At 37.0% G+C, this 24562-nt stretch carries 22 protein-coding genes and 1 other RNA gene; all 23 read right to left on the bottom strand.

The features are described from left to right. Positions 1–2: 2 nt before the first annotated feature. The 23 genes from ACYQ1E_RS12175 to ACYQ1E_RS12065 all read right to left on the bottom strand — a co-directional run bounded on the left by ACYQ1E_RS12175 (position 3) and on the right by ACYQ1E_RS12065 (position 24452). On the bottom strand, positions 3–251 hold the full coding sequence (locus tag ACYQ1E_RS12175; protein WP_459879735.1) for a hypothetical protein: 249 nt from the start codon (positions 249–251) through the stop codon (positions 3–5). Positions 252–256: 5 nt separating this feature from the next. Continuing rightward, an RNA gene (gene rnpB, locus ACYQ1E_RS12170) (RNase P RNA component class A) lies at positions 257–679 on the bottom strand. A gap of 519 nt (positions 680–1198) precedes the next feature. Beyond that, complete coding sequence (locus ACYQ1E_RS12165; protein ID WP_459879732.1) at positions 1199–1753, bottom strand: hypothetical protein; 555 nt, start codon at positions 1751–1753, stop codon at positions 1199–1201. A 69-nt stretch (positions 1754–1822) separates the two neighbouring features. Beyond that, entirely contained in the window at positions 1823–2884 is a 1062-nt protein-coding gene (locus ACYQ1E_RS12160; RefSeq protein WP_459879480.1) for an IS630 family transposase, read from the bottom strand. 548 nt (positions 2885–3432) lie between these two features. Then, the gene (gene sucD, locus ACYQ1E_RS12155) at positions 3433–4308 is read right to left on the bottom strand and encodes a succinate--CoA ligase subunit alpha (protein WP_459879729.1); all 876 of its coding nucleotides are present in this window, start codon (positions 4306–4308) and stop codon (positions 3433–3435) included. Between the two features lie 10 nt (positions 4309–4318). Next, a complete protein-coding gene (sucC, locus tag ACYQ1E_RS12150; RefSeq protein WP_459879727.1) occupies positions 4319–5476 on the bottom strand; it encodes an ADP-forming succinate--CoA ligase subunit beta in 1158 nt (385 codons plus the stop codon). A gap of 77 nt (positions 5477–5553) precedes the next feature. Continuing rightward, positions 5554–5952, bottom strand: a complete 399-nt coding sequence (gene mce / locus ACYQ1E_RS12145) for a methylmalonyl-CoA epimerase (RefSeq protein ID WP_459879724.1) — start codon at positions 5950–5952, stop codon at positions 5554–5556. A gap of 19 nt (positions 5953–5971) precedes the next feature. Continuing rightward, entirely contained in the window at positions 5972–7528 is a 1557-nt protein-coding gene (locus ACYQ1E_RS12140; protein ID WP_459879721.1) for an acyl-CoA carboxylase subunit beta, read from the bottom strand. A 36-nt stretch (positions 7529–7564) separates the two neighbouring features. Continuing rightward, entirely contained in the window at positions 7565–9208 is a 1644-nt protein-coding gene (locus tag ACYQ1E_RS12135) for an acyl-CoA mutase large subunit family protein (RefSeq protein ID WP_459879718.1), read from the bottom strand. Positions 9209–9390: 182 nt separating this feature from the next. Further along, complete coding sequence (locus tag ACYQ1E_RS12130; RefSeq protein ID WP_459879715.1) at positions 9391–9825, bottom strand: cobalamin B12-binding domain-containing protein; 435 nt, start codon at positions 9823–9825, stop codon at positions 9391–9393. Positions 9826–9880: 55 nt separating this feature from the next. Continuing rightward, a complete protein-coding gene (gene mdh / locus ACYQ1E_RS12125) occupies positions 9881–10813 on the bottom strand; it encodes a malate dehydrogenase (RefSeq protein WP_459879712.1) in 933 nt (310 codons plus the stop codon). 26 nt (positions 10814–10839) lie between these two features. Next, on the bottom strand, positions 10840–12861 hold the full coding sequence (locus ACYQ1E_RS12120) for a pyruvate carboxylase subunit B (RefSeq protein WP_459879709.1): 2022 nt from the start codon (positions 12859–12861) through the stop codon (positions 10840–10842). Positions 12862–12876: 15 nt separating this feature from the next. Further along, complete coding sequence (locus ACYQ1E_RS12115; protein ID WP_459879707.1) at positions 12877–13092, bottom strand: hypothetical protein; 216 nt, start codon at positions 13090–13092, stop codon at positions 12877–12879. 20 nt (positions 13093–13112) lie between these two features. Then, positions 13113–13652 carry a Fe-S-containing hydro-lyase gene (locus tag ACYQ1E_RS12110; RefSeq protein ID WP_459879704.1) on the bottom strand — a complete coding sequence of 180 codons (540 nt, stop codon included), beginning with the start codon at positions 13650–13652 and terminating at the stop codon, positions 13113–13115. A gap of 91 nt (positions 13653–13743) precedes the next feature. Continuing rightward, entirely contained in the window at positions 13744–14583 is an 840-nt protein-coding gene (locus ACYQ1E_RS12105; RefSeq protein ID WP_459879701.1) for a fumarate hydratase, read from the bottom strand. An 11-nt stretch (positions 14584–14594) separates the two neighbouring features. Then, the gene (locus ACYQ1E_RS12100; RefSeq protein WP_459879698.1) at positions 14595–15362 is read right to left on the bottom strand and encodes a fumarate reductase iron-sulfur subunit; all 768 of its coding nucleotides are present in this window, start codon (positions 15360–15362) and stop codon (positions 14595–14597) included. A gap of 38 nt (positions 15363–15400) precedes the next feature. After that, positions 15401–17245, bottom strand: coding sequence for a fumarate reductase flavoprotein subunit (locus tag ACYQ1E_RS12095; protein WP_459879696.1), 1845 nt, complete (start codon positions 17243–17245; stop codon positions 15401–15403). A 36-nt stretch (positions 17246–17281) separates the two neighbouring features. After that, positions 17282–17926 (bottom strand): succinate dehydrogenase/fumarate reductase transmembrane subunit, encoded by a 645-nt coding sequence (locus ACYQ1E_RS12090; RefSeq protein WP_459879693.1) that lies wholly within the window; start codon positions 17924–17926, stop codon positions 17282–17284. Between the two features lie 122 nt (positions 17927–18048). Then, positions 18049–18960, bottom strand: coding sequence for a response regulator (locus ACYQ1E_RS12085; protein ID WP_459879690.1), 912 nt, complete (start codon positions 18958–18960; stop codon positions 18049–18051). After that, complete coding sequence (locus tag ACYQ1E_RS12080; RefSeq protein ID WP_459879687.1) at positions 18957–20951, bottom strand: ATP-binding protein; 1995 nt, start codon at positions 20949–20951, stop codon at positions 18957–18959. The genes ACYQ1E_RS12085 and ACYQ1E_RS12080 overlap by 4 nt, the downstream gene beginning before the upstream one ends. A gap of 28 nt (positions 20952–20979) precedes the next feature. Further along, positions 20980–22263 (bottom strand): bifunctional folylpolyglutamate synthase/dihydrofolate synthase, encoded by a 1284-nt coding sequence (locus ACYQ1E_RS12075; protein WP_459879684.1) that lies wholly within the window; start codon positions 22261–22263, stop codon positions 20980–20982. A 75-nt stretch (positions 22264–22338) separates the two neighbouring features. Then, the gene (gene alr / locus ACYQ1E_RS12070) at positions 22339–23481 is read right to left on the bottom strand and encodes an alanine racemase (protein ID WP_459879681.1); all 1143 of its coding nucleotides are present in this window, start codon (positions 23479–23481) and stop codon (positions 22339–22341) included. Between the two features lie 35 nt (positions 23482–23516). Continuing rightward, entirely contained in the window at positions 23517–24452 is a 936-nt protein-coding gene (locus ACYQ1E_RS12065) for an HD-GYP domain-containing protein (protein ID WP_459879678.1), read from the bottom strand. Between the last annotated feature and the right edge of the window lie 110 nt (positions 24453–24562).

Raw genomic sequence — 24562 nt, 5'->3', positions numbered from 1 at the left:
ATTTAATCATCATCCTCAGAGTCAAAGTCACTATCTGCCTCGGTGTTATCGTCATTTTCTTCTTCATTCTCTTCTTCATCATAATCTATCACATCATCAAAATCATCCTCTAGGTCTTGGTCATTTACATATAAGACTCTAGATTTGTTAAGGGATTTTGAAAGAAATCCTTTCCATAAAGCAACTAGTGAAATAACTATAGCCAGAATAGGTAAAGATATTAGTAAAATTTTCATATAGTCAACCTGCATATTAATTCCAGGAGTTGGGAGTAAGCCGGGTTCTGTTTTAGGTCGTCATTCATCTGGGACAGGGATTGCTCCCTGCCTCAAGCGACCCACCCGAAGGCGTGGACCGGGCCAGTCCAAAATGCCTTCCTATTTGGTCTTGCTCCGGACGGGGTTTACCTAGCCTGCTGTGTCACCACAGCAGCTGGTGAGCTCTTACCTCACCCTTTCACCCTTACCGAGCACCTAAATTTGTTTTTTTTCCCTTTTATAAAGAACAGCTAACTAAATTATTTTTGTTAGTTGGATAGGAAGTTAGGTGCTCGGCGGTCTGTTTTCTGTGGCACTAATCCAGGGATCACTCCCTCTGGGCGTTACCCAGCGTCCTGCCCTGTGGAGCCCGGACTTTCCTCCCCCAGACAAATTCTGGGAGCGACGACCCTCCAACTCCTGGTTCTTTTTTGTAAAAAAATTATTTTGTTATTTGTAAATCTCAAGGGATTAATCTGGAAATGTTTTATTCTAACTTGCATTAAAGATGAAGGAAAAATATGTATTACGTTGTAAAAACAATTTCTAAACTAGCCTTGGAATTCCGCCTCATATCTATAATTCCATTAAATCCCTGTCAAAGATGAATAAAACAGGGACATAGGAGTCTAGATAGCTGCGACATCTTGAATGGACATCTTGAAAACGGAGTTGTTCATCTAAACAGAAACTTCGTCTCCCCTACTAAAGTCGAAATCCTCAGTAAAAGGTAATCTCGAGAAATCATAATTAGTAAGTTTAACCCCTTTTAGCTTATAATTTCCTCTTCTGCAAAATATGCCCCTGCATTAAGTTTTAAACTTTAAACTTCTATACATTAAATTTTTGTATACGCTCTCCCTCCCATAGGTATTAACTTTAATAACTCATAATCAAAAAATTCATTATTCCCCTCATTTATTTTATTAAACACTGTACTTTTACTTTCGCACTATAATTCCTTTTTGCCTCAATCCCACAACACCTAATAAACCACTACTTAACAAAAGGATAGTAGTAGGAATTGGAACAGGATTTCCCGCAAATTGTCCCTCCTGGAGTTCACCTATTATCCCTGATATCTCCTCAGATATTCCAATCGCTTCATTAAAACCTATTAGAGTAAATTTAACACTTGAATCTTGTTTCTCCAAATCCGAAAAAAATCCTATCTCATAATTAGTATGATCTGAGGGGATAAACGACCAATGTCCAAAAAATGTGCCATCCCATTCGCCTGAAGGAAAATTCTTTTGTCCATATAGAAACAATTCCCCTAGTTCGTCTGTGTCACTAGACACCTCTAAATCAGCCATAACATGTAAAGGAAACTGAATTCCGCCCACTGAATAAGTACCGTCAAGATTAAACATAAAATTTCCTTTAAAAACTAAATCTTGAACGTTAAGTTGCTCCTGAGAAGCTTTAACTTCTGGGACTATAACCGCTACACACCCTACCCCTAACAAAAAGAGAAATAAGATAATCCTTTTCATGTAAAACCTCCTTTGTTAAAAAATTACAATAAATCCTTATCTGTTCCTACTTAATAAAGAAGTTTATAGTTATCCGCACAATTTCATATAATATGGGGTGCCCTTTAAAAATTTTTCTATCCAACTTTTAGCAAAACTTAGTTTTTTACATAACCTATTCCATGCTTCTGATATAACCTCCTCCATCTCTTTTATATCTTTTACAAAAACTAATGAAAGCACTCTTTTTATACTTTTCCAGATATACTCAATAGGATTTAACTCTGGTGAATAAGGGGGAAGATAGACTAGATAAATATCTAACTCAGATGCCTTCTCTCTTACTACTTTACTCTTATGGGATGAAAAATTATCTATTATTGCTACTATCGCTTTATATTTCTTATTTACTTCTCTTATCTTTTCTAAAAACTTAGCTATTGATAAGCCTTTTGAATCTTCTAAAAATGATTTTACACTTTCTCCTTTTATAGCATAAAAACCTATTGTGTTTGTCTTGAACTTTGTTGTATTTTTTATAATTCTTGTCTTCTCAAAACTCCATACCCTTACTGTATTGGCGGTGTTCTGCGGACTTGTTTCATCTATAAAACCTATTGCTATCTCCTCTTCTTTAAATCCTTTCTCCTTTAACAGAGAAAAAGTAAGTTGAAGTTGATTCTCTAATATCTTCTCTCCATCTTTTGGTTTCCTATAATCCATCGGATATGGTTTAGAAAAATGCATCTTAAGCTTATCTCTCAATATCCTTACTACATGGTCTTGGGAGTATTCTATATCAAAAGTATCTTTTATCAATGCCCTTACTTCTTTTGTAGTCCAATAAGCTCTCTTTTTAAGTAATTCCTTAAGCTTTTTTAAATCTTCCTCTGATAGCCTATTTGGCCTTCCTCCCCCTTTTCCTCTTCCTTTACCTTTTATCCCTTTATAACCCTCTTGGTTCCATTCCCTTATCCATAAGTATCCTGTCGATTGGGCTATCCCACAACCGCTACACGCCTTTTCAAAATCTATCCCTTCTCTTATAAGATTTAGAAAAATAAGTTTTACCAAAATATTGTCTTTCTTCTCACCCTTTAATTTTTCCTTTAGCTCTTCTGCATTTTTAACCTTAATACGTTCCCCTTTCATAAATATTCATTATATCAAATCGTTCCTATTATATCAAGTTCTGAAGGATACTATAATCCTCTGTCAATCTCTAGTCAAGAAAAATTATCGGCAAACAGCCATTCTTGGTGAGAAATAATTTGATTTTAGGGCTTTATTTTTTCAAGCAATAGGTATAAGATTTCTTTTTGGTTATTTTTTATATATTTTACGAAAAAAAATTATAACTTTTTTCGTATCCCCTTCTAAATCATAGCTTTACAAACTCACCGAGAATTACTGAGTATATATTAAAAAGCTAAAAAATTGCTTTCATTAGTTTTTGTAAGAAATGTGAATGAAATGAACAAGGTTATATTAAAAACATGGGATAAGTTTTGCTAAAAGCTGAATAGAAAAATTTTTAAAGGGAACACAATATTATATATAATTATGCAGAGAAACGCTCATCACCCAAAATATTATCTTGGGAACTGTATCGTCTTTTAACAGCATGAAATCCATGCTGTACTTTTAATTATTTATCTGGCTCCTTTTATGGGAGCCAGACAAATGGTTGATATTAAAATCTATAACCCGAAAACATCTTTGGCAAATTCACCAAAGGATCCTAAATCTTCACATACAGCAATCCCTGCTTCTTTTAGCGCAGCAATCTTTGCTGAGGCAGTACCTTTTTTACCACTAATGATTGCCCCTGCATGTCCCATTCTCCTTCCAGGAGGAGCTGTAAGTCCAGCTATAAATCCCACCACAGGCTTGGTCATATTATTTTTTATAAATTCAGCAGCCCTCTCTTCTGCATCTCCTCCGATCTCTCCCACCATAACCACGCCCTTTGTATCTTCATCTTGCTCAAAGGCAGCCAATGCATCTATAAAATTTGTGCCTATTATTGGATCTCCTCCTATACCAAGACAGGTTGTTTGACCAATATCCATTTGGGTTAACTGGTAAACAACTTCATAGGTAAGTGTTCCTGACCTGGAAACAACCCCAATTGGCCCACCTGGTTTATGAATATGGCCTGGCATAATCCCGATCTTACACTCACCAGGAGTTATTATGCCCGGACAATTTGGACCAATTAACCTACAATTTTTACCTCTTAGATAATTTTTCACCCGAAGCATATCTAAGGCTGGAATACCTTCAGTAATTGCAACAATTACTTCCATTCCAGCATCTATAGCCTCCAAAATGGCATCTGCTGCAAAGGCAGGAGGAACAAATATTAAAGAACAATTTGCACCAGTTTTCTCTTTTGCCTCAACAACAGTGTTGAAGACAGGGACATCATCCATCTTCATTCCGCCCTTTCCTGGTGTCACACCGGCCACTACTTTTGTTCCATAGCTGATGCATTGTCTTGCATGAAAACTACCTTCTTTTCCTGTTATTCCCTGAACAACTACCTTCGTATTTTTGTTTACAAATATACTCATGGCCTACTCCTTATACTAACTCTGCAATCATCTTTGCAGCCTCTTTTAAGTCTTTTGCAGTCTTTAAATTTAACCCAGAACCTAATAAAATTTCCCGTCCTCTCTCAGCATTGGTACCTTCCATTCTTACCACAACTGGAACATTTACCCCTACTTTTTTGGCTGCTGCAACCACTCCTTCTGCCAGTACATCACACCTTAAAATTCCGCCAAATATATTTATAAGTATTGCCTTTACATTTTTATCACTAAGCAAGATCTTAAATCCATTTTCCACCATCTCAGCACTTGCACCACCACCAACATCTAAAAAATTTGCTGGTTCAGCCCCGGCCCTCTTAATCAAATCCATGGTGGCCATGGCAAGACCAGCTCCATTTACAATATTACCTACATTTCCATCTAATTTAATATAATTTAAGCCGTATTTTGAAGCCTCAACCTCCAGTGGATCCTCTTCATCTATATCCCTTAGTTCCATTATATCTTTATGCCTGAATAGACCGTTATCATCAAAATTTATCTTTGCATCTAATGCTATCCACTTACCTTCTTTAGTTAATACAAGGGGATTTATCTCAACAAGAGAACAATCAAGGTCTACAAATATAGAATATAGGGATTTTGTTATGGACATAAGAGGCTTTTGTAGCTCTTTATCTATATTTAATCCAAAGACAATATTCCTCAAATTGTGGCTGCTTATTCCAATCAATGGATCAATAAAGACCTTGATTATTTTTTCCGGACTCTTTTCTGCCACCTCTTCTATATCCATACCACCAGCTTCACTTGCCATTATCACGATCTTCTCGGTAGAGCGATCCATCACAACTGCCATGTAATACTCTTTTTCAATATTTAATCCTTTTTCCACTAAGACCTTTCTAACCACTTTGCCCTCTGGTCCAGTCTGGTGGGTAACTAAGACCATATTTAACATGGATTCAGCTATTTGAGATACTTCCTCAGAGGATTTGGCCAACTTCACTCCACCGGCCTTTCCTCTTCCACCAGCATGAACCTGTGCCTTTATTACAACTGGATAATTCCCCAGTTCATTGGCAGCATCTAATATTTCTTGTTTTGTAAATGCCACCTTTCCCCTAGGCACAGGTATGTTATATTTTTTAAAAATTTCTTTTGCTTGATACTCATGTATTTTCATAGATATCCACCCTTCAAATTTTTCTTAGCTAAATATTAAAATTATTGGGAACTCCTTAACTTCTACCACAATAACATCTACTTGGTACAAAATTCAGTTAGTACGCCATGAGTTGATTTTGGATGTAAAAATGCCACCTTTTTCCCACCAGCACCAGGCACTGGTTCTTCATTTATGAGCTTACACCCTGTTTCTTTTGCCTTGGCGAGTTGTGCCACAATGTCATCACAAAAATATGCTATGTGGTGGACACCTTCCCCATTTCTCTGCAAAAATTGCGCAATAGGGCTATCCTGTGTAGTTGGTTCAAGTAATTCTAAATGAACACCTCCAACATCAAAAAAGGCGGTCTTGACCTTTTGCGTTGGGACCTCTTCTATTTTTTCGCATTTAATTCCAAGAGTTTCTTCGTAAAACTTTACAGCTTCATCCAAAGATTTAACTGCTATTCCAATATGATCTATTTTTTTTATCATAACTTAAACTCCTTTTATTTTATACTGGGATATTACCATGTTTCTTTGGTGCTCTAGCCTCCCTCTTGCTCTTTAAAATTTCTAAAGCAGCCACGAGTTTTGGCCTTGTGGCCCTTGGTTGAATCACTGCATCAATATAACCCCTCTCAGCTGCCCTGTAGGGATTTGCAAAAAGTTCTTCATATTCAGCAATCTTTTCTTTTCTCTTTTCTTCAGGATTTTCTGCAGACTTGATCTCTTTTCTATAAATAATATTTGCAGCACCTTCAGCACCCATGACTGCTATTTCAGCTGTAGGCCATGCATAAACTACATCAGCCCCCAAATCCTTAGAACACATGGCAAGATATGCCCCACCATATGATTTTCTTGTAATAAGTAACATCTTTGGCACTGTTGCCTCTGAATAACACCAGAGTAGTTTTGCACCGTGTCTGATTATCCCTCCCCATTCCTGATCTGTACCAGGAAGGTAACCTGGCACATCAGCTATTGTTAATAATGGAATATTAAAGGCATCACAAAACCTGATAAATCTGGTCGCCTTATCTGAGGCATTAATATCCAGACATCCCGCATAAACTTTGGGTTGATTTGCTATAATCCCTATGGAATGTCCATTTAATCTGGCAAAACAAACTACAATATTAGGCGCATAATATTCATGGGGTTCAAAAAATTCGCCATTGTCCACTATAGCCCTTATTACGTCCTTAATATCATAAGGTTGATTGGGGTTGTCTGGAATAATTTTATCCAGCTCAGGTGCCTCCCTATTAGGAGCATCTGAGGGAGTTTCATAAGGGGGATCTTCCATATTATTAAGCGGCAGGTATGACAATAATTTTTTTATCTTCATGATAGCATCTTCATCTGATTCGCAGGCAAAATGGGCAACTCCACTTTTTTGATTGTGAACAACAGCTCCACCAAGGTCTTCAAAACTCACATCTTCTCCTGTAACTGACTTAATCACCTGAGGACCTGTGATGAACATAAAGCTGGTCTTTTTAACCATAAAAATAAAATCCGTCATTGCAGGGGAATATACTGCCCCACCAGCAGTTGTTCCCATAATAGCTGAAATCTGAGGAATAACACCTGATGCATTTGCATTTCTAAAAAATATCTGTCCATAACCAGATAGAGCATCGACTCCTTCCTGAATCCTTGCTCCTCCTGAATCATTAAAACCAACAACAGGAACCCCCACCTTCAATGCCAGATCCATCACTTTACAAATCTTCTTAGCGTGCATTTCACCTAAGCTTCCAGCCCTTGAAGTGAAGTCTTGAGAAAAGGCACAAACAGGTCTTCCATTTACTAAACCAAAACCAGTTACCACTCCATCTGCAGGTATATTCACTTTTTCCATGCCAAAATATGAACACCTGTGTTTTACAAACATATCTACTTCTTGAAATGTCCCATTATCAAATAATAGATTTAATCTCTCCCTTGCAGTAAGTTTTCCCTGTTCTTTGTGTTTTTTTATGGCCTTCTCTCCCCCCATCTTCAGCACTTCTTTTTCCAATTCCTTGAGTTTTTTTATCTTCTCTTCAGTAGTCAGGGCCATATAAACTCCTTTTGTTTTTTTTATTTTTAAATCCTGCTAATCCCTATATTCTCCAAAAACTCCTCTTAAAACATCACAAATTTCGCCAATGGTGGCATATTGTTTTACTGCTTCAAGTATTGGATCCATTAGATTTTCGTCGCCCCTTGCAGCCTCTTTTAATCTATTTAAAGATGCTTCTACCTTAGAATTATCCCTCTGTTCCCTAACCTTTTTGACTCTTTCTACCTGGCGTCTTTCAACTTCTTTATCTATTTTTAATATTGGAACTTTAACAGTGTCTTTGGATTGAAATTCATTAACTCCAACAACAATTCTTTCCTTTGTTTCTATTTGCTTTTGATACTCATAGGCTGAATCTTCAATCTGTCTCTGAATAAATCCTGCCTCTATTGCAGGTATTACACCACCCATATCATCAATTTTCTGAATCAATGAAAAGGCCTCTTCTTCTATTTTATCAGTCAAATATTCTACTAAATAGGAACCACCCAACACGTCTATTGAATTCGCCACACCAGATTCATAGGCAATAATCTGCTGGGTTCTAAGGGCAGTTCTAACAGAATCTTCTGTTGGTAAGGTGAGGGCCTCATCCTTGGAATTTGTATGTAAGGATTGTGTTCCACCAAGTACTGCAGCAAGGGCCTGTAAAGCTACTCTAACCACGTTATTGTCAATCTGTTGCGCCGTTAAAGTATGTCCAGCCGTCTGGGTGTGAAATCTTAGCATGCATGCCCTGGAGTCTGTTGCTCCAAACCTCTCTTTCATGAGCTTTGCCCACATACGTCTTGCAGCCCTGAACTTGGCAACTTCCTCAATTATGTCAGTGGTTGCATTAAAGAAGAATGAAAGTCTTTTTCCAAAAACATTTACATCTAATCCTGCGTCAATAGCGGTTTTAACATAGGCACATCCATTAGCTAGAGTAAAAGCCACTTCCTGAACAGCTGTTGCACCTGCTTCTCTAATATGGTAACCTGAGATGGAAATTGTATTAAAAAGGGGCGTATTTTTTGTGCACCATTCAAATATGTTTGTTATAATCCTAAGTGATGGCTTGGGTGGAAAAATGTAAGTTCCTCTTGCCACATATTCTTTTAAGATATCATTTTGAATAGTACCTCTTAGCTTTTCCCTGGGCACCCCTTGTTTTTCTCCAACAGCTACATACATAGCAAGGAGAATAGAAGCTGGAGCATTTATGGTCATAGAAGTAGATACCTTGTCCAAAGGGATCTGATCAAATAAAATTTCCATATCAGCGAGAGAATCAATGGCTACCCCAACCTTTCCCACTTCGCCCTTACTCATAGGATGGTCTGAGTCGTAACCTATCTGAGTTGGGAGATCAAATGCAACAGAAAGCCCTGTCTGTCCCTGTTCTAAGAGATATTTATATCTTTCATTGGTTTCCTTTGCAGTGGCAAAACCAGCATATTGTCTCATTGTCCAGAGTCTGGAGCGATACATGGTCGGTTGAACGCCTCTGGTATAGGGATATTGACCCGGAAACCCTAATTTTTCTAAATATTCATCATCTATTTCTGTGGGAAGGGCAATACGTGGAAGATCAAGCCCTCCCACAGTTTTAAACTCTTTTTTCCTCTCAGGAAATCTTGCCAGGACCTTAGATAAAACCTTTTCTTCCCATTCTTTATATTTTGGATGATTTGACATATTCTACCCCTTTCAAAACAAATTTTTATTTTCTCATTTCAGATTTTATCACTGCCTAATTCATACTTTTATCTCAAGTCTATGCTCGGGCACATAGATAAACAGAACCTCCAGCCACCCCTTTGAAAAACAAATAAATTATTCAAATGAAGTCTTTAAATAACAGAGAAAATCATTATTTGTTACGTAACTTCCGCTTCCTGACCTTCATTATTTTTATTTTCACATAATTCTCTAAAGGTTTTAATTATTTCTTCCATCGGAGTACCTGGAGTAAATACCTTCTTAATTCCTCTCTTTTTTAACTCTTCAATATCGCTTTCAGGTATTATTCCACCACCAATAACTGGAGTATCTGTTGCCCCGTATTTTTTTAAGGCCTCCACAACTTCTGAAAACAATTCCATATGAGCTCCTGATAATGATGAAAGCCCAACCACGTCCACATCTTCTTCAACCGCTGCCATAGCAATCTCTTCTGGTGTACGTCTAATACCAGTATAAATCACTTCAAATCCATTATCTCTTAGTGCCCTGGCAATACACTTTGCCCCCCTATCGTGACCATCCAGTCCTGGCTTTCCAATTAAAACCCTGTAGACCTTTTTATCCCCCATATAAGCCCCCACTTTCAATTATTTTTTAAGACCCATCTCAAATAGATCCATTTTTTTAAAGGTTAATCTTTGCCACCAAATCTTTCACTGCCTGAACAGATTTTTTAAAAGCCTCTTCTTCTTCTGGTAGTAGTTCTATTTCTATAACTTCTTCTACACCATTTCCTCCCAATTTTACAGGAACACCCACAAAGTAGCCACCAACATTATATTCTTTATCACAATAGGCAGCACAGGGAAGAATACGTTTTTTGTCTTTTAAAATAGACTCAGCCATTTGCACCGCAGCAGCAGATGGTGCAAAAAAGGCACTTCCTGTTTTTAGCAAGGACACGATCTCTCCGCCCCCCTTTCTGGTCCTTTCAACCAGTGCATCTATTTTTTCCTTTGGCAGAAGTTTAGTTATAGGAATGCCTGCAACAGTGGAATATCTAGGTAAAGGAACCATTTGATCTCCATGTCCACCCAGCACAAAGGCTGTCACATCTTCAACTGAAACATCAAGTTCCATAGCAATAAATGTCCTGAACCTGGCTGAATCCAGAACACCAGCCATGCCAATCACCCTATTTGAAGGAAAACCACTTACTTTGTGGGCTACATATACCATTGCATCTAGTGGATTAGAAACTACGATGATTACTGCATTTGGTGAATATTTTGCTACCTGCTCTGTAACACTTTTTACTATTTGGGTATTTTTTGTCAGCAGGTCATCGCGACTCATTCCTGGCTTTCTTGCAAGACCAGCAGTGATTATAACAATATCAGAATCTGCTGTGTCACGATAGTCATTGGTTCCAATTATGTCTGAATCAAAGCCTTCTATTGGAGAGGCCTCTCTCAAATCAAGCCCTTTTCCCTGGGGCAATCCTTCAATTATATCTAATAAACACACATCTCCAAGTTCTTTGCTAGCAGCCCAGTGCGCTGCTGTAGCACCTACATTACCCCCACCAATTATTGTAATTTTCTTTCTTTTAAACATAAAATACACATTCCTTGCTTTTTTTATTACCCAATAACTACCAATACCTGACCCTTAGACACATTTTCTCCTTCTTTTACCTTTATATCTTTAACCACTCCAGATGTTGGTGAAGTAATAGAATTTTCCATTTTCATTGCCTCCAATATAAGAAGCACATCACCTTCTTCAACCCTGTCCCCTACATTTTTCTCGAGCCTAATAATAATTCCAGGCATTGGAGCCTCCACTGGTGTGCCTGATACTGGTGCTTCTACCTTTTTCTCTTCCTTTGGCCCTTCTTTTGGTTCTTCTTTCTTTGGAGCTGGAGACACTTCTGGTGAAGGTGCTGGTTGTACTGATGGTTGTGGTGGTGGTTGAGGTGGAACCATACCAGGCATCATGCCGGGCATTGGTGTTATCTGTGTTATTAATGGCTGACCATCAGCTGGGTCCACTTCTACCTTAAAGTATTCATCATCCACAAATACATTAAATGTCCTGATATTAGCACTTTTTTCTGGTGCTTTTTTCTCTTTTTTTTCCACTAATAACCCCCTTTTTGCCTTTTCTATAAGTTCTTGTTCTTTTTTTACATCTTCCATTGTCTTTGGTTTCATCTCATCGGGCATCTCTTCAAGCCCATATTTTATCCTGAGAAACTTTTTACCAGTCACTGGATATAAGGCATATATAAGGAGATCATCAATATCTTTTGCCAGATCTCCAATCTCCTTCTTGGCCTTTTCCAGCTCTGGCTCAAGGATATCAGCAGGACGGCCACTAAAAGGAGTTTCTCCCTTTGGATATCCCTTCAGTGCCTTCTTTTGAACCTCAGGATCAATAGGTGCTGGTGTTTTCCCATAAAGTCCATAACAGAGATCTTTCACCTCAACAGTAATCATTTTATATCTCTCATCAGGAGTATCAAAAAGTACATTATTTACAGTCTGAATTCCAACTATCTGAGAGGTGGGTGTTACCAGAGGAACCTGACCAAGCTCTTTTCTCACCCTTGGAAGTTCCTTAAACACATCCTCTAATTTATCAATTGCATCCATTTCCCTGAGTTGATTTACAAGATTTGACAACATACCACCTGGTGTTTGATGTAAAAGTACATTAACATCTATTACAGACATCCTGTCGTCTAAGAGGTGCTTATATTTTGGTGAAATTTCTTCAAAGTATTTTGCACACTTAATCAATTGTTTTAGGTCAAGGCCTGTATCTCTATTAGTCCCTTTTAAAGCAACTACAATAGGTTCAATAGCTGGATGTGATGTCCTGTATGCCCAGGGAGATAGACAGGTATCAATTATATCTACGCCAGCTTCAATGGCCTTGAGCATGGTCATGTCAGCCATACCAGAAGTAAAATGGCTGTGGAGATGAATTGGGACTTTAACGTTCTCTTTTAATGCCTTAATCAAAACATATGCATCATAGGGGGCAAGTAGACCAGCCATGTCTTTAATACAAATGGTATCAGCCCCCATATCCTCTAATTCTTTGGCTTTGTCCAGGTAATATTGAAGATTATAAACTGGTCCTCCCATTCTCTGTTCAGTCAAAGAATAACAAATACTACCCTGAAAATGTTTTCCATTTTTTTTGATTACTTTAACTGCAGTTTTAAAATTTCTAAAATCATTTAATGCATCAAAGACCCGAAATATATCTATTCCATTGACACAGCATCTCTCAACAAAGGCCTCAGCTACATCATCGGGATAATTTCGGTAGCCCACGAGATTTTGTCCTCTAAGTAGCATGGAAAAAGGAGTCTTTTTTATGTATTTTTTCAATGTCCTGATCCTTTCCCACGGATCCTCACCCAGAAATCTGTGACAAGTATCAAAAGTGGCACCCCCCCATACCTCCATTGAATAAAATCCACATTTATCCATCTCTTCTGCAATGGGAATAAAATCTTCAGTTCTTCCCCTAGTGGCAAAAAGGGACTGGTGTCCATCCCTCATAGTAAGGTCCTGGATTTTTAGCGGATTATCAACTTTTATCTTCTCTTCTAAGGTACCAGCCCGAAGCACTCCATGTTTTTCCACCATAACATACTCCTTAAATTAAAATTTACATAAACGATATTGCCAATTAAAACGTCTTTCCATAACGCTCATTCTTCCAGCAAGAGACCAAGGACTGGTAATTGGACGAGTCATTTGCGGTTGAACCATGGCACCCTGTGTCAGTCCCATCTGGGATAATGCCATAGCCTCTTGCTCAAGGTACACACAGATAGCAGCAGAAATTGCTGCTACGATTTTTTTCTTTTTATCCATAGGAAAATAACTCCTTTTGATCAAAGTTTTGGTTTAACGTAAATATCGCCGCCATAAACATCATATACCACAAAAGTCGGAAAATCTTCAACTACAAGTTCTCTTATAGCCTCTGGACCTAAATCTTCATAGGCGATAACCTTGGCCTTTTTTATTCTCAGCGATAACAATGCACCAATACCTCCAATTGCCCCTAAAAAAACACCCTTATATTCTTGTAAGGCCTTTTTCACTTCTTCAGAACGTTTCCCCTTTCCAATAGATGCTTTAAGCCCTAATTTGTATAATGTGGGGGCGTACTTATCCATCCTATAACTTGTAGTTGGACCTGCTGAACCTATCGGTCTTCCAGGTGGGGCAGGCGTTGGCCCAACATAATAGATGACTGCCCCTTCTATTGGGAATGGTAACTCCTCTCCTCTGTTAATCGTTTCTATCATTCGCTTGTGAGCAGTGTCTCTTGCCGTATAAATGGTTCCAGACAACAAGACTTTATCTCCCGCCCTTAATTTTAAAATATCTTCTTCTTTTAAAGGCGGATGTAATTTATAAATTTTCATTAATATTTTACCTCTCGTCCTTAGGTTAATATCTACATAAACCTCTTTACTTTATTTAATAATTTAATATCATCTAATCAAAATGTTTTACTTAAAAAGCCACCTCCCTATACCTTGCAGAGTGGCATTGGATATTTACAGCAACAGGCAAAGAGGCAATGTGACATTTCATTACATTGATTTTAACACCCAAAGCTGTAGTTTTACCACCCAACCCCATTGGACCAATTCCTAAACTGTTTATTTCCTCAAGCAGTTCATGTTCTTTTCGAGCTATATCTTTATCTGGATGTCTTTGATCAAGTGGCCTAAAGAGTGCCCTTTTTGCCAGAATTGTAGTAAAGTCAAAAGTACCACCAATACCAACGCCCACAATGATTGGAGGACAAGGATTTGGACAGACCTCAGCCACCCGATTTACAACGAACTCTTTAATCCCTTCCCATCCAGCCGCTGGAGGTAACATTTTACTTATGGACATATTCTCACTTCCACTACCTTTTGCCATAAATAATATTTTAAATACATCACCTTTGACAAAATTGTAATGAATAATTGGTGGACTATTATCACCAGTATTTTTTCTGGTAAATGGATCGCAAACGGATTTTCTAAAATATCCTTCTCTATATGCATCTACCATGGCCCTAGTCAAGACGTCCGAAATATGTTCTCCCTCTACTCTAACTTTATCTCCCATTATCACAAAAAATATCGCAGTACCTGTATCCTGGCAAAGAGGCAGTTTAGTTTCCCTGGCTAGCTTTGAATTTTCAAGGATTTGAGCCAAAACTTCCTTTGCTCGTTCTGAAGTCTCCTTTTCATAAGCCTTCTTAAGGGCCTCTTCTACATCTCTGGGCAGGATGTATCCAGTCTCTAACACAACTTGCTTCATTTTAGTATATATATCCTCAGATTTAATAACTCTCATAATTAACCCCACTATTTCTTTTTCTTAGAAAATACAGAAAATAACTTTCCAACCTTCCCGCCCAGGGATGCAATAGCCATCTTCCTTCTCATAATCCCCAGTTGATCCTGGAGGGGAATTTGTTTGGGACATACGTCTTCACAGCCAAGTAGGCCCATGCACCCAAAAACTCCTTCATCTGTCCCAATTACTTCATAATATTCTTCATCTGTCCTCTCGTCCCTTGGATCTATGTAGAATCTGGCTATTTTATTAATAGTGGCAGCCCCAAGAAAGTCCTCCCGCATCCTGGCAGTTCCACATGCTGCAATACAGCATCCACATTCAATACATCTATCTAGTTCAAATATCTCATTGGCTAAATCATTATCCATTCTCTCTTCAAGTGCATTTGGATCAAAGGTCTTGGTTGTGTGCACCCATGCCTCTATCTTTTTGGCAACTCCTCTAAACCATGTACCTGTATCTACAGAAAGGTCTCCAATCAATTTAAAAACAGGAAGTGGATGAAGCACAATCTTTTCTGGTAAATCCCTGGTTTTTGTCTTACAAGCAAGCCCAGGTCGTCCATTTATAACCATTGCACAGGAACCACAAACAGCTGCTCTACATACAAAATCAAATTGAAGAGATGGATCCTGTGTCTCTCTTATTTCATTTAAAGCCAAAAACAATGTCATATTGTCCTTTTCTTCAAGATAATATGTCTGCATATGTGGTTTTGAGTCAGGATCCATTGGATTGTAACGAAATATTTCAAAATGGAGTGTTCTACTCATGGTCTCCTCTCTCTTTTTTATTATTTTTTTGGGTTTACTTATTTATTATCACCTGATTTATCGTCACTATCTGATGGAATTACTTTCCCTTCTCCATAACCTCTATCACCTGGTGGGAGATGAAATACCTTTGAAGCAGGTTCATAATTCAAGGTGGGCAAATCATCCCCTTCTTTCCATGTAGCCAATGTCCTATTTAACCACTCTTTATCATTTCTATATGGATAATCTTCACGATAATGGGCTCCCCGGCTCTCTTTTCTCTGCAAAGCTCCATAGGCAATACAAAGGGCCACTTTAATCATTCCTGGAAGTCTAAGCGCTTCAGCAAGTTCTGGATTTGCACCAATTCCATTAGATACAATGGACAACTTCTTACTCCTATCAAGCAATGTTCTAAGAGAGTCCACAGCCTCCTGTAAATCCTTCTCATTTCTAAATATACCAACCTTTTCCATCATTATATCCTGCATCTCATCACGTAGTTTATACACATTCTCACCACCTGTAGATTTTTTCAATTTTTCAATACGCTCTTTCTGCTTTTTGACCTCTGCAGTAGCATATGAGGTTTTTATATCAACTTCATACCCTTTTAAGAATTCAACTACCTTTTCTCCTACAATCTTCCCAGCTACAACTGTTTCAGCCAGAGAATTTCCACCAAGTCTATTAAATCCATGCAGATCCCAACAAGCTGCCTCACCTGCAGCAAAAAGTCCTTTTAATCCATATGCAGCACCGTCTTTGTTTGTACGTACTCCACCCATACTATAATGCTGGGTAGGTCTTACAGGAATTAACTCATATATTGGATTGATTCCAAGAAAATTCATACAAATATCATATACTTCCCTTAATTTTGTAGTAATGTGCTTTTCCCCAAGATGTCTAATATCAAGCCACAAATGGTCTCCATAAGGACTTTTCACACCAAAACCCTTTCTTATGTGTTCAGTCATGCGTCTTGATACAACATCTCTAGAAGCAAGCTCGGCCTTTTCAGGCTCATAATCAGGCATAAATCTATATTCATTTTTATCTAAAAGTGTTCCTCCATCACCCCTGCATCCTTCAGTCACCAAAATATCTGTTGGAACAATCCCTGTTGGGTGGAACTGAACTGCCTCCATATTTCCAAGGGGCACGATTCCAGTATCAAGGGCCAATACAAGACCTGTACCCTGATTTATCACTGCATTGGTAGTATGTTTGTAAAGACGTCCGTATCCACCAGTTGCAATTAAAACTGCCTTTGCAAAATATACAAGCAGTTCCCCAGTCCTAAGGCACCTTGCAACTACACCAAAACAATTCTCCCCATCGTGAATTAAAGACAAAGCCTCTACCCTGTCATGTACTTCCACTCCAACTTCCAGGGCCTTACAGTCCATGGTATATAAAACACAATGACCTGTCCCATCTGCAGTATAACAGGTCCTCCACTTGGCAGTACCTCCAAAGGCACGCGCTGTAATAAGTCCGGCTTTTTCTTCTTTTTCATAAACTTCAAATTTTTGGCCCCCTTTAAAATAAACAGCTGGCCCTGGAACCACTCTGTTCCATGGCACCCCCCAAAAAGCAAGCTCTCTCATCACAATTGGAGCTGTGTCTACAAAAAGCCTGGCTACCTCTTGATCACATCCCCAGTCCGAGCCCTTTACTGTATCTTCAAAATGGATATCTGGAGAATCTCCTTCTCCCATTGCGCAATTCCCAAGCGCTGCCTGCATTCCTCCCTGGGCAGCACAAGAATGGGACCTCCTGGGAGGAACCAAACTCAACAATATACAATTGAATCCTGCTGAAGCTGCCTCTATGGCAACCCTTTCTCCAGCAAGACCCCCTCCAATACACAACATATCTGTATAAAAGGTCTGCATCTTTCTTACCCCGCTTAAGCTTTTTTAGGTTAGACTTTAAAGAAAATAAAACCTAAGTAAATTTAATAATTCCACCACAACATACACACCAATTAAATAATATATACACTTAAGTGCTTTCATCCTCTTTGCCCTTGTAACTACTCCCCACTTAACTCCTATCCTGTAGAGCCCTATACAACCATGAAGTGCTCCCACAACAATTAAAAGGAGGTAAAAGAGTATCCACAGACCCTTCTCAAGTTCCTGAGCTCCTTTGGCTGCAGTAATTGGAAGATCTGACAACACTGTCCACATGTGAATAGAGGCAATAACCAGCAAAATAGCACCTGTTGCAGCCTGAATTACCCAAAACCAGGTATCCCTATGGTGCATCATCTTGGCATGTCGAAGAATCAACTTCTGCTCCTTGGTCCTAAAGGGCATCTTTCTAGCACCAAGAAAGCCATGGAGCAAAAAAAGGAAAAAAAGAATTGGGCCACCCACCTGTGCAAGATAACATCTCTCAAAAAAAGCAGCAACAAAATCAAAGGACTTTGCCCCTAAAAGGACGGTACCAACAAACAACATATGGGCAAATAAAAAACACACTAAAGTTAAACCTGTTAACATCTGTAGCCAATCAAGCCATCCTGCCAACCTATGGCCTTTAAAGGATTCAACTGTAGCATCTACCGACATAACAAACCTCCATAAGGTTTTGGTTAATAAAAAATACCCCTTTTTGTTTGAAACATTAATTAAAATTTTCCTTCAAGGCAATACTGGAAAAACTTGTATATAATACTTAGGTAATATACGTATTAATTACCTTCCATTTCAAGGGCAGAAAGATAAATGTTCAAGTTTATATTTTTATTGAGGATTCCGAGTTTTTTTCTTATATTGTGTCTATGGGTATCAACAGTCCTTTTAGACAGTCCCAAAATCTCAGCAATTTCCTTAGTTGGCTTCCCGGATCTAATTAGATCCACAATTTGCAATTCAGTGGGAGTGAGTCCATATTTCTGACTCAATGTCCTCTGGTATGGTGATATTATCTCATTTAAATTTTGTTCAATTATTTTAATTAATTCCCTTTGTTCTTTTGTGAGTCTTGTTTGCCTTAATTTATCCAAATAAGGTTCTAAAATATGTTTTACATTAAAGATTATTCGCCTTCCAAAATTCTCATTATGTTCTTGCTTTTTTTCCAAAAGTATCTTCAAGGCAACATTCATTTCTTCTAATTTTTTATTAGTATCAATTAATTCTTTTGTCCGCTGACGTATCCTTGTTTCCAGTTCGAGATTAATTTTTTTTAATTTTTGTCTAACCCTTTGTAGTTCTAAATGGACTCTTACTCTTGCCAATACCTCCTCTTTTTGAAAGGGCTTTGTTATATAGTCCACCCCTCCGGCCCTAAAGGCCTTTATTTTCTCAATGGTATCTTTATGAACACTTATGAAAATAATAGGAATATCTCTGGTTTTAGGGTCATTTTTCAATCTCTGACACACCTCAATTCCATTCATCTCTGGCATAACAATATCCATGAGTATTAAATTTGGTATTCTATTTTTAACAAAAACCAAAACATCCTTTCCTTTCTCTGCAACAGCTATATTATAACCCGCACTAAGTAAAATATTGCCCAGCACCTGCAGATTATGCACATTGTCATCTACTATTAAAATTAACTTTGATTTGTCCAGCAATAATTTATCTCTCATCATATTTTTATTAATTTCTTCATTTTTTTCAATATATCTTTTATTCTTACTATATCACAGGTATTTATAGCATTTATAAGCGACTGACCTACATCTTTAGCCCCTTTAACTTTATATTTTTCTGCAACTTCATTCCATTTCAAAGCCAATTCACATATATCACTAAACTCTATAACCCCATCAATACTTGCTATTTTTTGCCCAAAATTTCGCTTTATCTCTTCTATAAAAGAGTCGGGAATATTATTAATTTCTTCTGACCAATAGGTTTTAACATTATTATCCTGGACTTTTAAAAATTTTTTAAGTATCTCTATTAATCTGGACTTTTGAATAGGTTTTAAGAGGTAATCATCAAAAAGTTTATTTATCTCATCCAATTTATCTTTAATGGATATTGCTGTTACAGCTATTATTGGAATATTTTTAAATCTTTCTTTTTGTCTCAATTTTTTAGTCAGGGAAATGCCATCCAACTCAGGCATGCGAATATCCATCAATATTACATCAAAATCTGTATATTGAAGCATCTCATATGCAGTCTTTGAATTTGTTACCCCTGTAACAAACAGACCTGTACCTTCTAAAAAATTCTTTATAACCTCAATATTGTAAAAAACATCGTCAATAACTAATATAGTCCCTCCGGCAAATCTTATATTACAACTTTCAGTCTGTATATTTAAAGAAGATGTAGTAAAAGAAGTAGTGCCAATTTCCACATCCTTTAAATAAACCTGAAACACACTACCCTTTCCCTCATCGCTATCCACACTAATTTCACCACCCATGAGTTCAACTAGCTTTTTTGTAATAGCAAGTCCAAGTCCAGTTCCACCATACTTCTTTGTCTGTTGATTATCCTGTTGTCTAAAATTTTCAAAAATTACTTCATGTTGAGATTTAGGTATTCCAATTCCTGTATCTTTTACCTTAATTACAATATCTGCTTTGCCATGGCTTTTATATTTCTGAGTCAGGCTAATTCCTACATAACCAGAGTCTGTAAATTTTATGGCATTGCTGATTAAATTCATAAGTATTTGTCTTATACGTACTTCGTCTAAAATAAGTGTATCTGAAACATTGGGATCAATCTCAACTTTAAATTCCAACCCCTTTTTCTCTGCCCTATCCAAAAAAATAGAGCGTATTTCATAGACTACATTCTTTATGTTAATGGGTTCTGGTTGCAATTTAAGTTTACCTGCTTCAATCTTAGAGAGATCCAAAATATCATCAATTAAGGCCAAAAGGTTTCTTCCACTGGCCAGTATTGTTTCCAAAAATCTTCTGTGCCTCTCATTTACTGTTTCGCTGAGTAGGGTTTCAGTAAACCCCAATATGGCGTTCATAGGAGTCCTGATCTCATGGGAAATATTTGCTAAAAACTCAGATTTTGCCCTACTTGCCGCCTCTGCAGCTTCCTTGCTTTTTTCTAACTCCCTTTGTGCCTGTTTTATTTGCGTTAGATCCCTTGCCACGCATACACTGCCAATTACTTTTCCCCTTTCTTTAAGCACGCTAATGGACATCCCCATGGGTAAAATTTTTCCACTTTTTGTCTTTACATTGATCTCAAAGTCCCTTACATACCCATTTGATCTAAGCTCTGTTAACATCCTGTTTAAGGTCTCCTTATCTTCATAGAGATCAAAAGATGATTTTCCCTTTAATTCTTCAAAACTATAACCAAATAGCTCCTCAGCTCTTTTATTCCATCTAATAAACCTCCCTTTAACATCTACTATACCGATTGCATCGGCTGAATTATCAAGAACATTTTTAAAATAATCCCTCTCTTTTTTGAGTTCATTTTGGGCCTTTTTTAATTCTATCAAATCCTGGGCCACCTCCATCAATGTCTTATAACTTGAACTTGCATCTATGGCCCTTTCATACTCCATTAATAGGAGTTCAAGCTCTTTGTTCCTCTTTTTTAACTTTTCTATTTGACTTATAGTAACTTGTTCTGATGTAATGTTTTTATCCATAAGTCCCTGAGCCGAATTCTTATTGATTTTACACCTCTTCTATAGGATAGTTGACAGGATCTAATATAGTCAAAGCCTCACCAACCGTAAAGAGTGAGCCAGTAATAAGGATCATATCATTATCCATTGCCATCTCCTTTGCCCTTAAAATAGCCGACTCTAAACTATTTAGAACTTCATAATTATGTTTTTTTGGATATTGTTCTTTTAGTTTAAAAGGATCCATGGCTCTGTAATATTCTGGACGGGTATAAATAGTCAAATCTGCCACTGGCACAATTATATCTAAAATATCTTTAATGTCTTTATCCTGCATAATTCCAATAATCAATATAAGTTTATTATATTTTATATTTTTAAGGGACCCTTTAAGTCCATACATCGCTGCTAAATTATGAGCTCCATCTAATAAGATAATTGGTCTCTCAGAAATTATATGCATTCTACCAGGCCAAAATGTTTCTTTTACTCCATCAATTACATGTTTATCTTTAATACAAAATTCCATATTATTTAAAAGTTCTACAGATGCCAGGGAAATAGCCAGATTATTTTTTTGATAAATCCCCATAAGTCCATTTTTAAGGCCTTTGTATTGTTGCTTTAAACCAAAATAATTGTAAATTCCATTCTTTTCTTCACAAAAGAAGTCCTTTTCCAACAAATACATTTTAACATTTTTTTTCTTACAAATATTCTGAATAAATTGAATGGCCTCCTCTTGTGTAATTCCTGTTACAAGAGGAATTTTTTCTTTTATAATTCCTGCTTTTTCTTTTGTAATATCCTCTATTGTATTTCCCAAAAATTCTTGATGTTCTAAAGATACATTAGTTATAATAGTCAAAATTGGATTAATAATATTTGTAGCATCAAGTCTTCCCCCCATGCCTGTTTCAAGTATTACAATATCAACCTTTTTATCTGCAAAGTACTTAATGGCCATTGCAGTTACAGCCTCAAAAAAAGTGGGGGGTTCACTTTGATTTATGACCTCTTTAATTAATTTCGTATAATGTACTACATCTCTTTTAGAAATATTTTTCCCATTTATCCTCATCCTCTCAGTAAAAGAAACAAGATGAGGTGATGTATATAGTCCTACTCTGTATCCTGCATTCATGAGGATAAAATTTAAATAATTGGCAACAGATCCTTTACCATTTGTACCTGCTATATGAATAAATTTTAACTCCCTTTGCGGTGTATTTAGCCTTTCCAACAAATTTTCTGTTTTTGATAAGCCAAATTTTATACCAAATTTTTGAAGTGAATAAAGAAATTTGAGCGCCTCTTTATAGGCTTTTTTCATAATAAACATCCTCACTTAAAGAGCTTTATTGTAGAAATGGTTAAAACAAAAATATTTTTTACATTTTTATTCAAATCAAAAATCTCCAATATACACACGCTTTACCCTGGAGGAAATTTGAGAAACTATTTCATAATTAATAGTTTGTGCCAGCTCCGCCACCTCATCCACACTCAATTCAAAAGAATTATACTTCCCAAAAAGGACCACTTTATCCCCAACTGCAGCATCTACGTCTGTTATATCCACTAAAAACTGGTCCATGCAAATCCTTCCAGCTATTTTGGCAAACTTACCATTAATAAGCACATAACCTCTATTTGATAATAACCGTGGATAACCGTCTGCATAACCAACTGGTACAGTAGCAAGGCGTGCTCTTCTCTTCGTTATATAGGTAGATCCATAACTCACTTTAAATCCAGATGTAACCTTTTTTATTTGAACAATCCTGCTAATTAAACTCATTGCTGGTTTGAGTTGTACATATGTACTATCTTTTAAATACCTAGAAGGATAAAGTCCATAAAGCATAATACCTGGACGAACTATATCTAAATGGGAATCAGGAAGTTGGATAATAGCGGCACTATTTGCTGCATGATATTTAATTTTTTTATTAACTCTTTCAGATAATTCATTTATTAATTCTTTAAACAAACCAAGTTGCATTTTTGAATATGAAAGGTCTTGTTCATCAGCCCTGGCAAAATGGGTATAGATTCCTTCAACAGAAAATTCATCAACCTTTAAAAGTTCTTTTATATCTGAAATAGCCTGCTTTTTTTGGTCTTTATCTGACAATACATATCCAACCCTTCCCATTCCAGTGTCTACTTTTATATGGATGCGCATTCTACACCCTAATTCTTTGCATTTCTTAATGTATTCTGTTGCCTGGGTTTTATCAAATATTGAAACTATGAAGTTATATTTTTTAACAATTTCTAAATCTGAAGGGGAGATGTATCCAAATATGAGTATATCTTGAAAAATTCCTTTTTTCCTTAAGTCTAGGGCCTCCTCCAATCTTGCAACCCCAAGGTATGATGCCCCCTCCCGTAAAACAACCTTTGCCACTTCAGCAGCTCCATGTCCATAACCATTTGCTTTAACAACTGCCATTATCTCAGTATTTGAAGATATAATTTTTTTAACCTCTCGTAGGTTGTGGGCAATATTAGTCAGATCCACAAGAGCGATTACTAATGATTCCATGAGACTCCTTAACTAATAAAAAACAAGGACTTTTGTCAAAGTCGTATAAGTATTGTTAGAAGGCTATTTACAAGTTTTGAATCAAATTTTTCTGGTTGTTGAGATAAGGATCGTGCTATTTTTTTTATTATTTCAGGATTTATTTCTTTATATGTGCACAACATTTCATTAAAAGATGCCCCTATAGCTGCTATTCTTCCTGGCACACTTATCTCATTTCCAGAGAGTTTCTGGGGAAATCCAGAACCATCTAAACGTTCGCAATGTTCCAGAACGCATTGAAGGGCGATTTTTTGCCTAACTCCATGATTATTTAATATCTTAGCTCCAAGTAAAGGATATTGTTTATACTGTTTCTCTTCCTCCATTGTTAAATTCTTTTTGTTAAGGAGGTGAAGAGGGAGTTTGCTCTTGCCTACATACACCATAGACAACCCTATCACAAGGGAATATAAAAATTTATCTTCAATTTCTCCTTCATAACCTCTTAAATAAGTTCCAAGACCTATAACCAGGACATTTGTAGCCTGAACCCATAATTCATCAGAGGGTCTAACTCTACTTATTAATCTTACTATTTTGTGGGGATCATTTTTAAGATATTCGCCAATTACCATGATATTGGGTAATATGTTGTTCAATACCAACTTTACTGGCTGGAGATAAAAGAGTTTAAGATTTTCAGGTATCCCACTCCAGAGTATTTCTGCAACCTCTGATTCATGCAGGTTTGTGTCCTGTAAAATGAGATCAAGTTGTTTACTTATATGTTCAGAATAAACAGGAAAATCAGATCTTGCCACAAATATATTACCTTGCTTACATAAATTAAATAATTCTTCCTGTTCTTCTTTGGAAAGTCTCTTTCCTTTTTTTACGTATAATTGAAGGTCATTGACCTTTTCATTAAAATAATAGAGATTAAGGGGAGGACTGAATTTTGGAAAACTTTCTAAAACAGGAAGAGACACCTGATAAAACTCTTCAGCAATGGTTTGTTGCGGAGTAGCCTTCATGGGAAAGAAAATATCTAAAGATTTTGATGGTTACAAATTTTCTGTAAATTTTTCGTAGGATTAAT

The sequence above is a fragment of the Desulfothermus naphthae genome (genome assembly GCF_054657475.1).
Note: the sequence above shows the minus strand (reverse complement) of the source record. Positions and strands in the feature narration are given on the sequence as shown.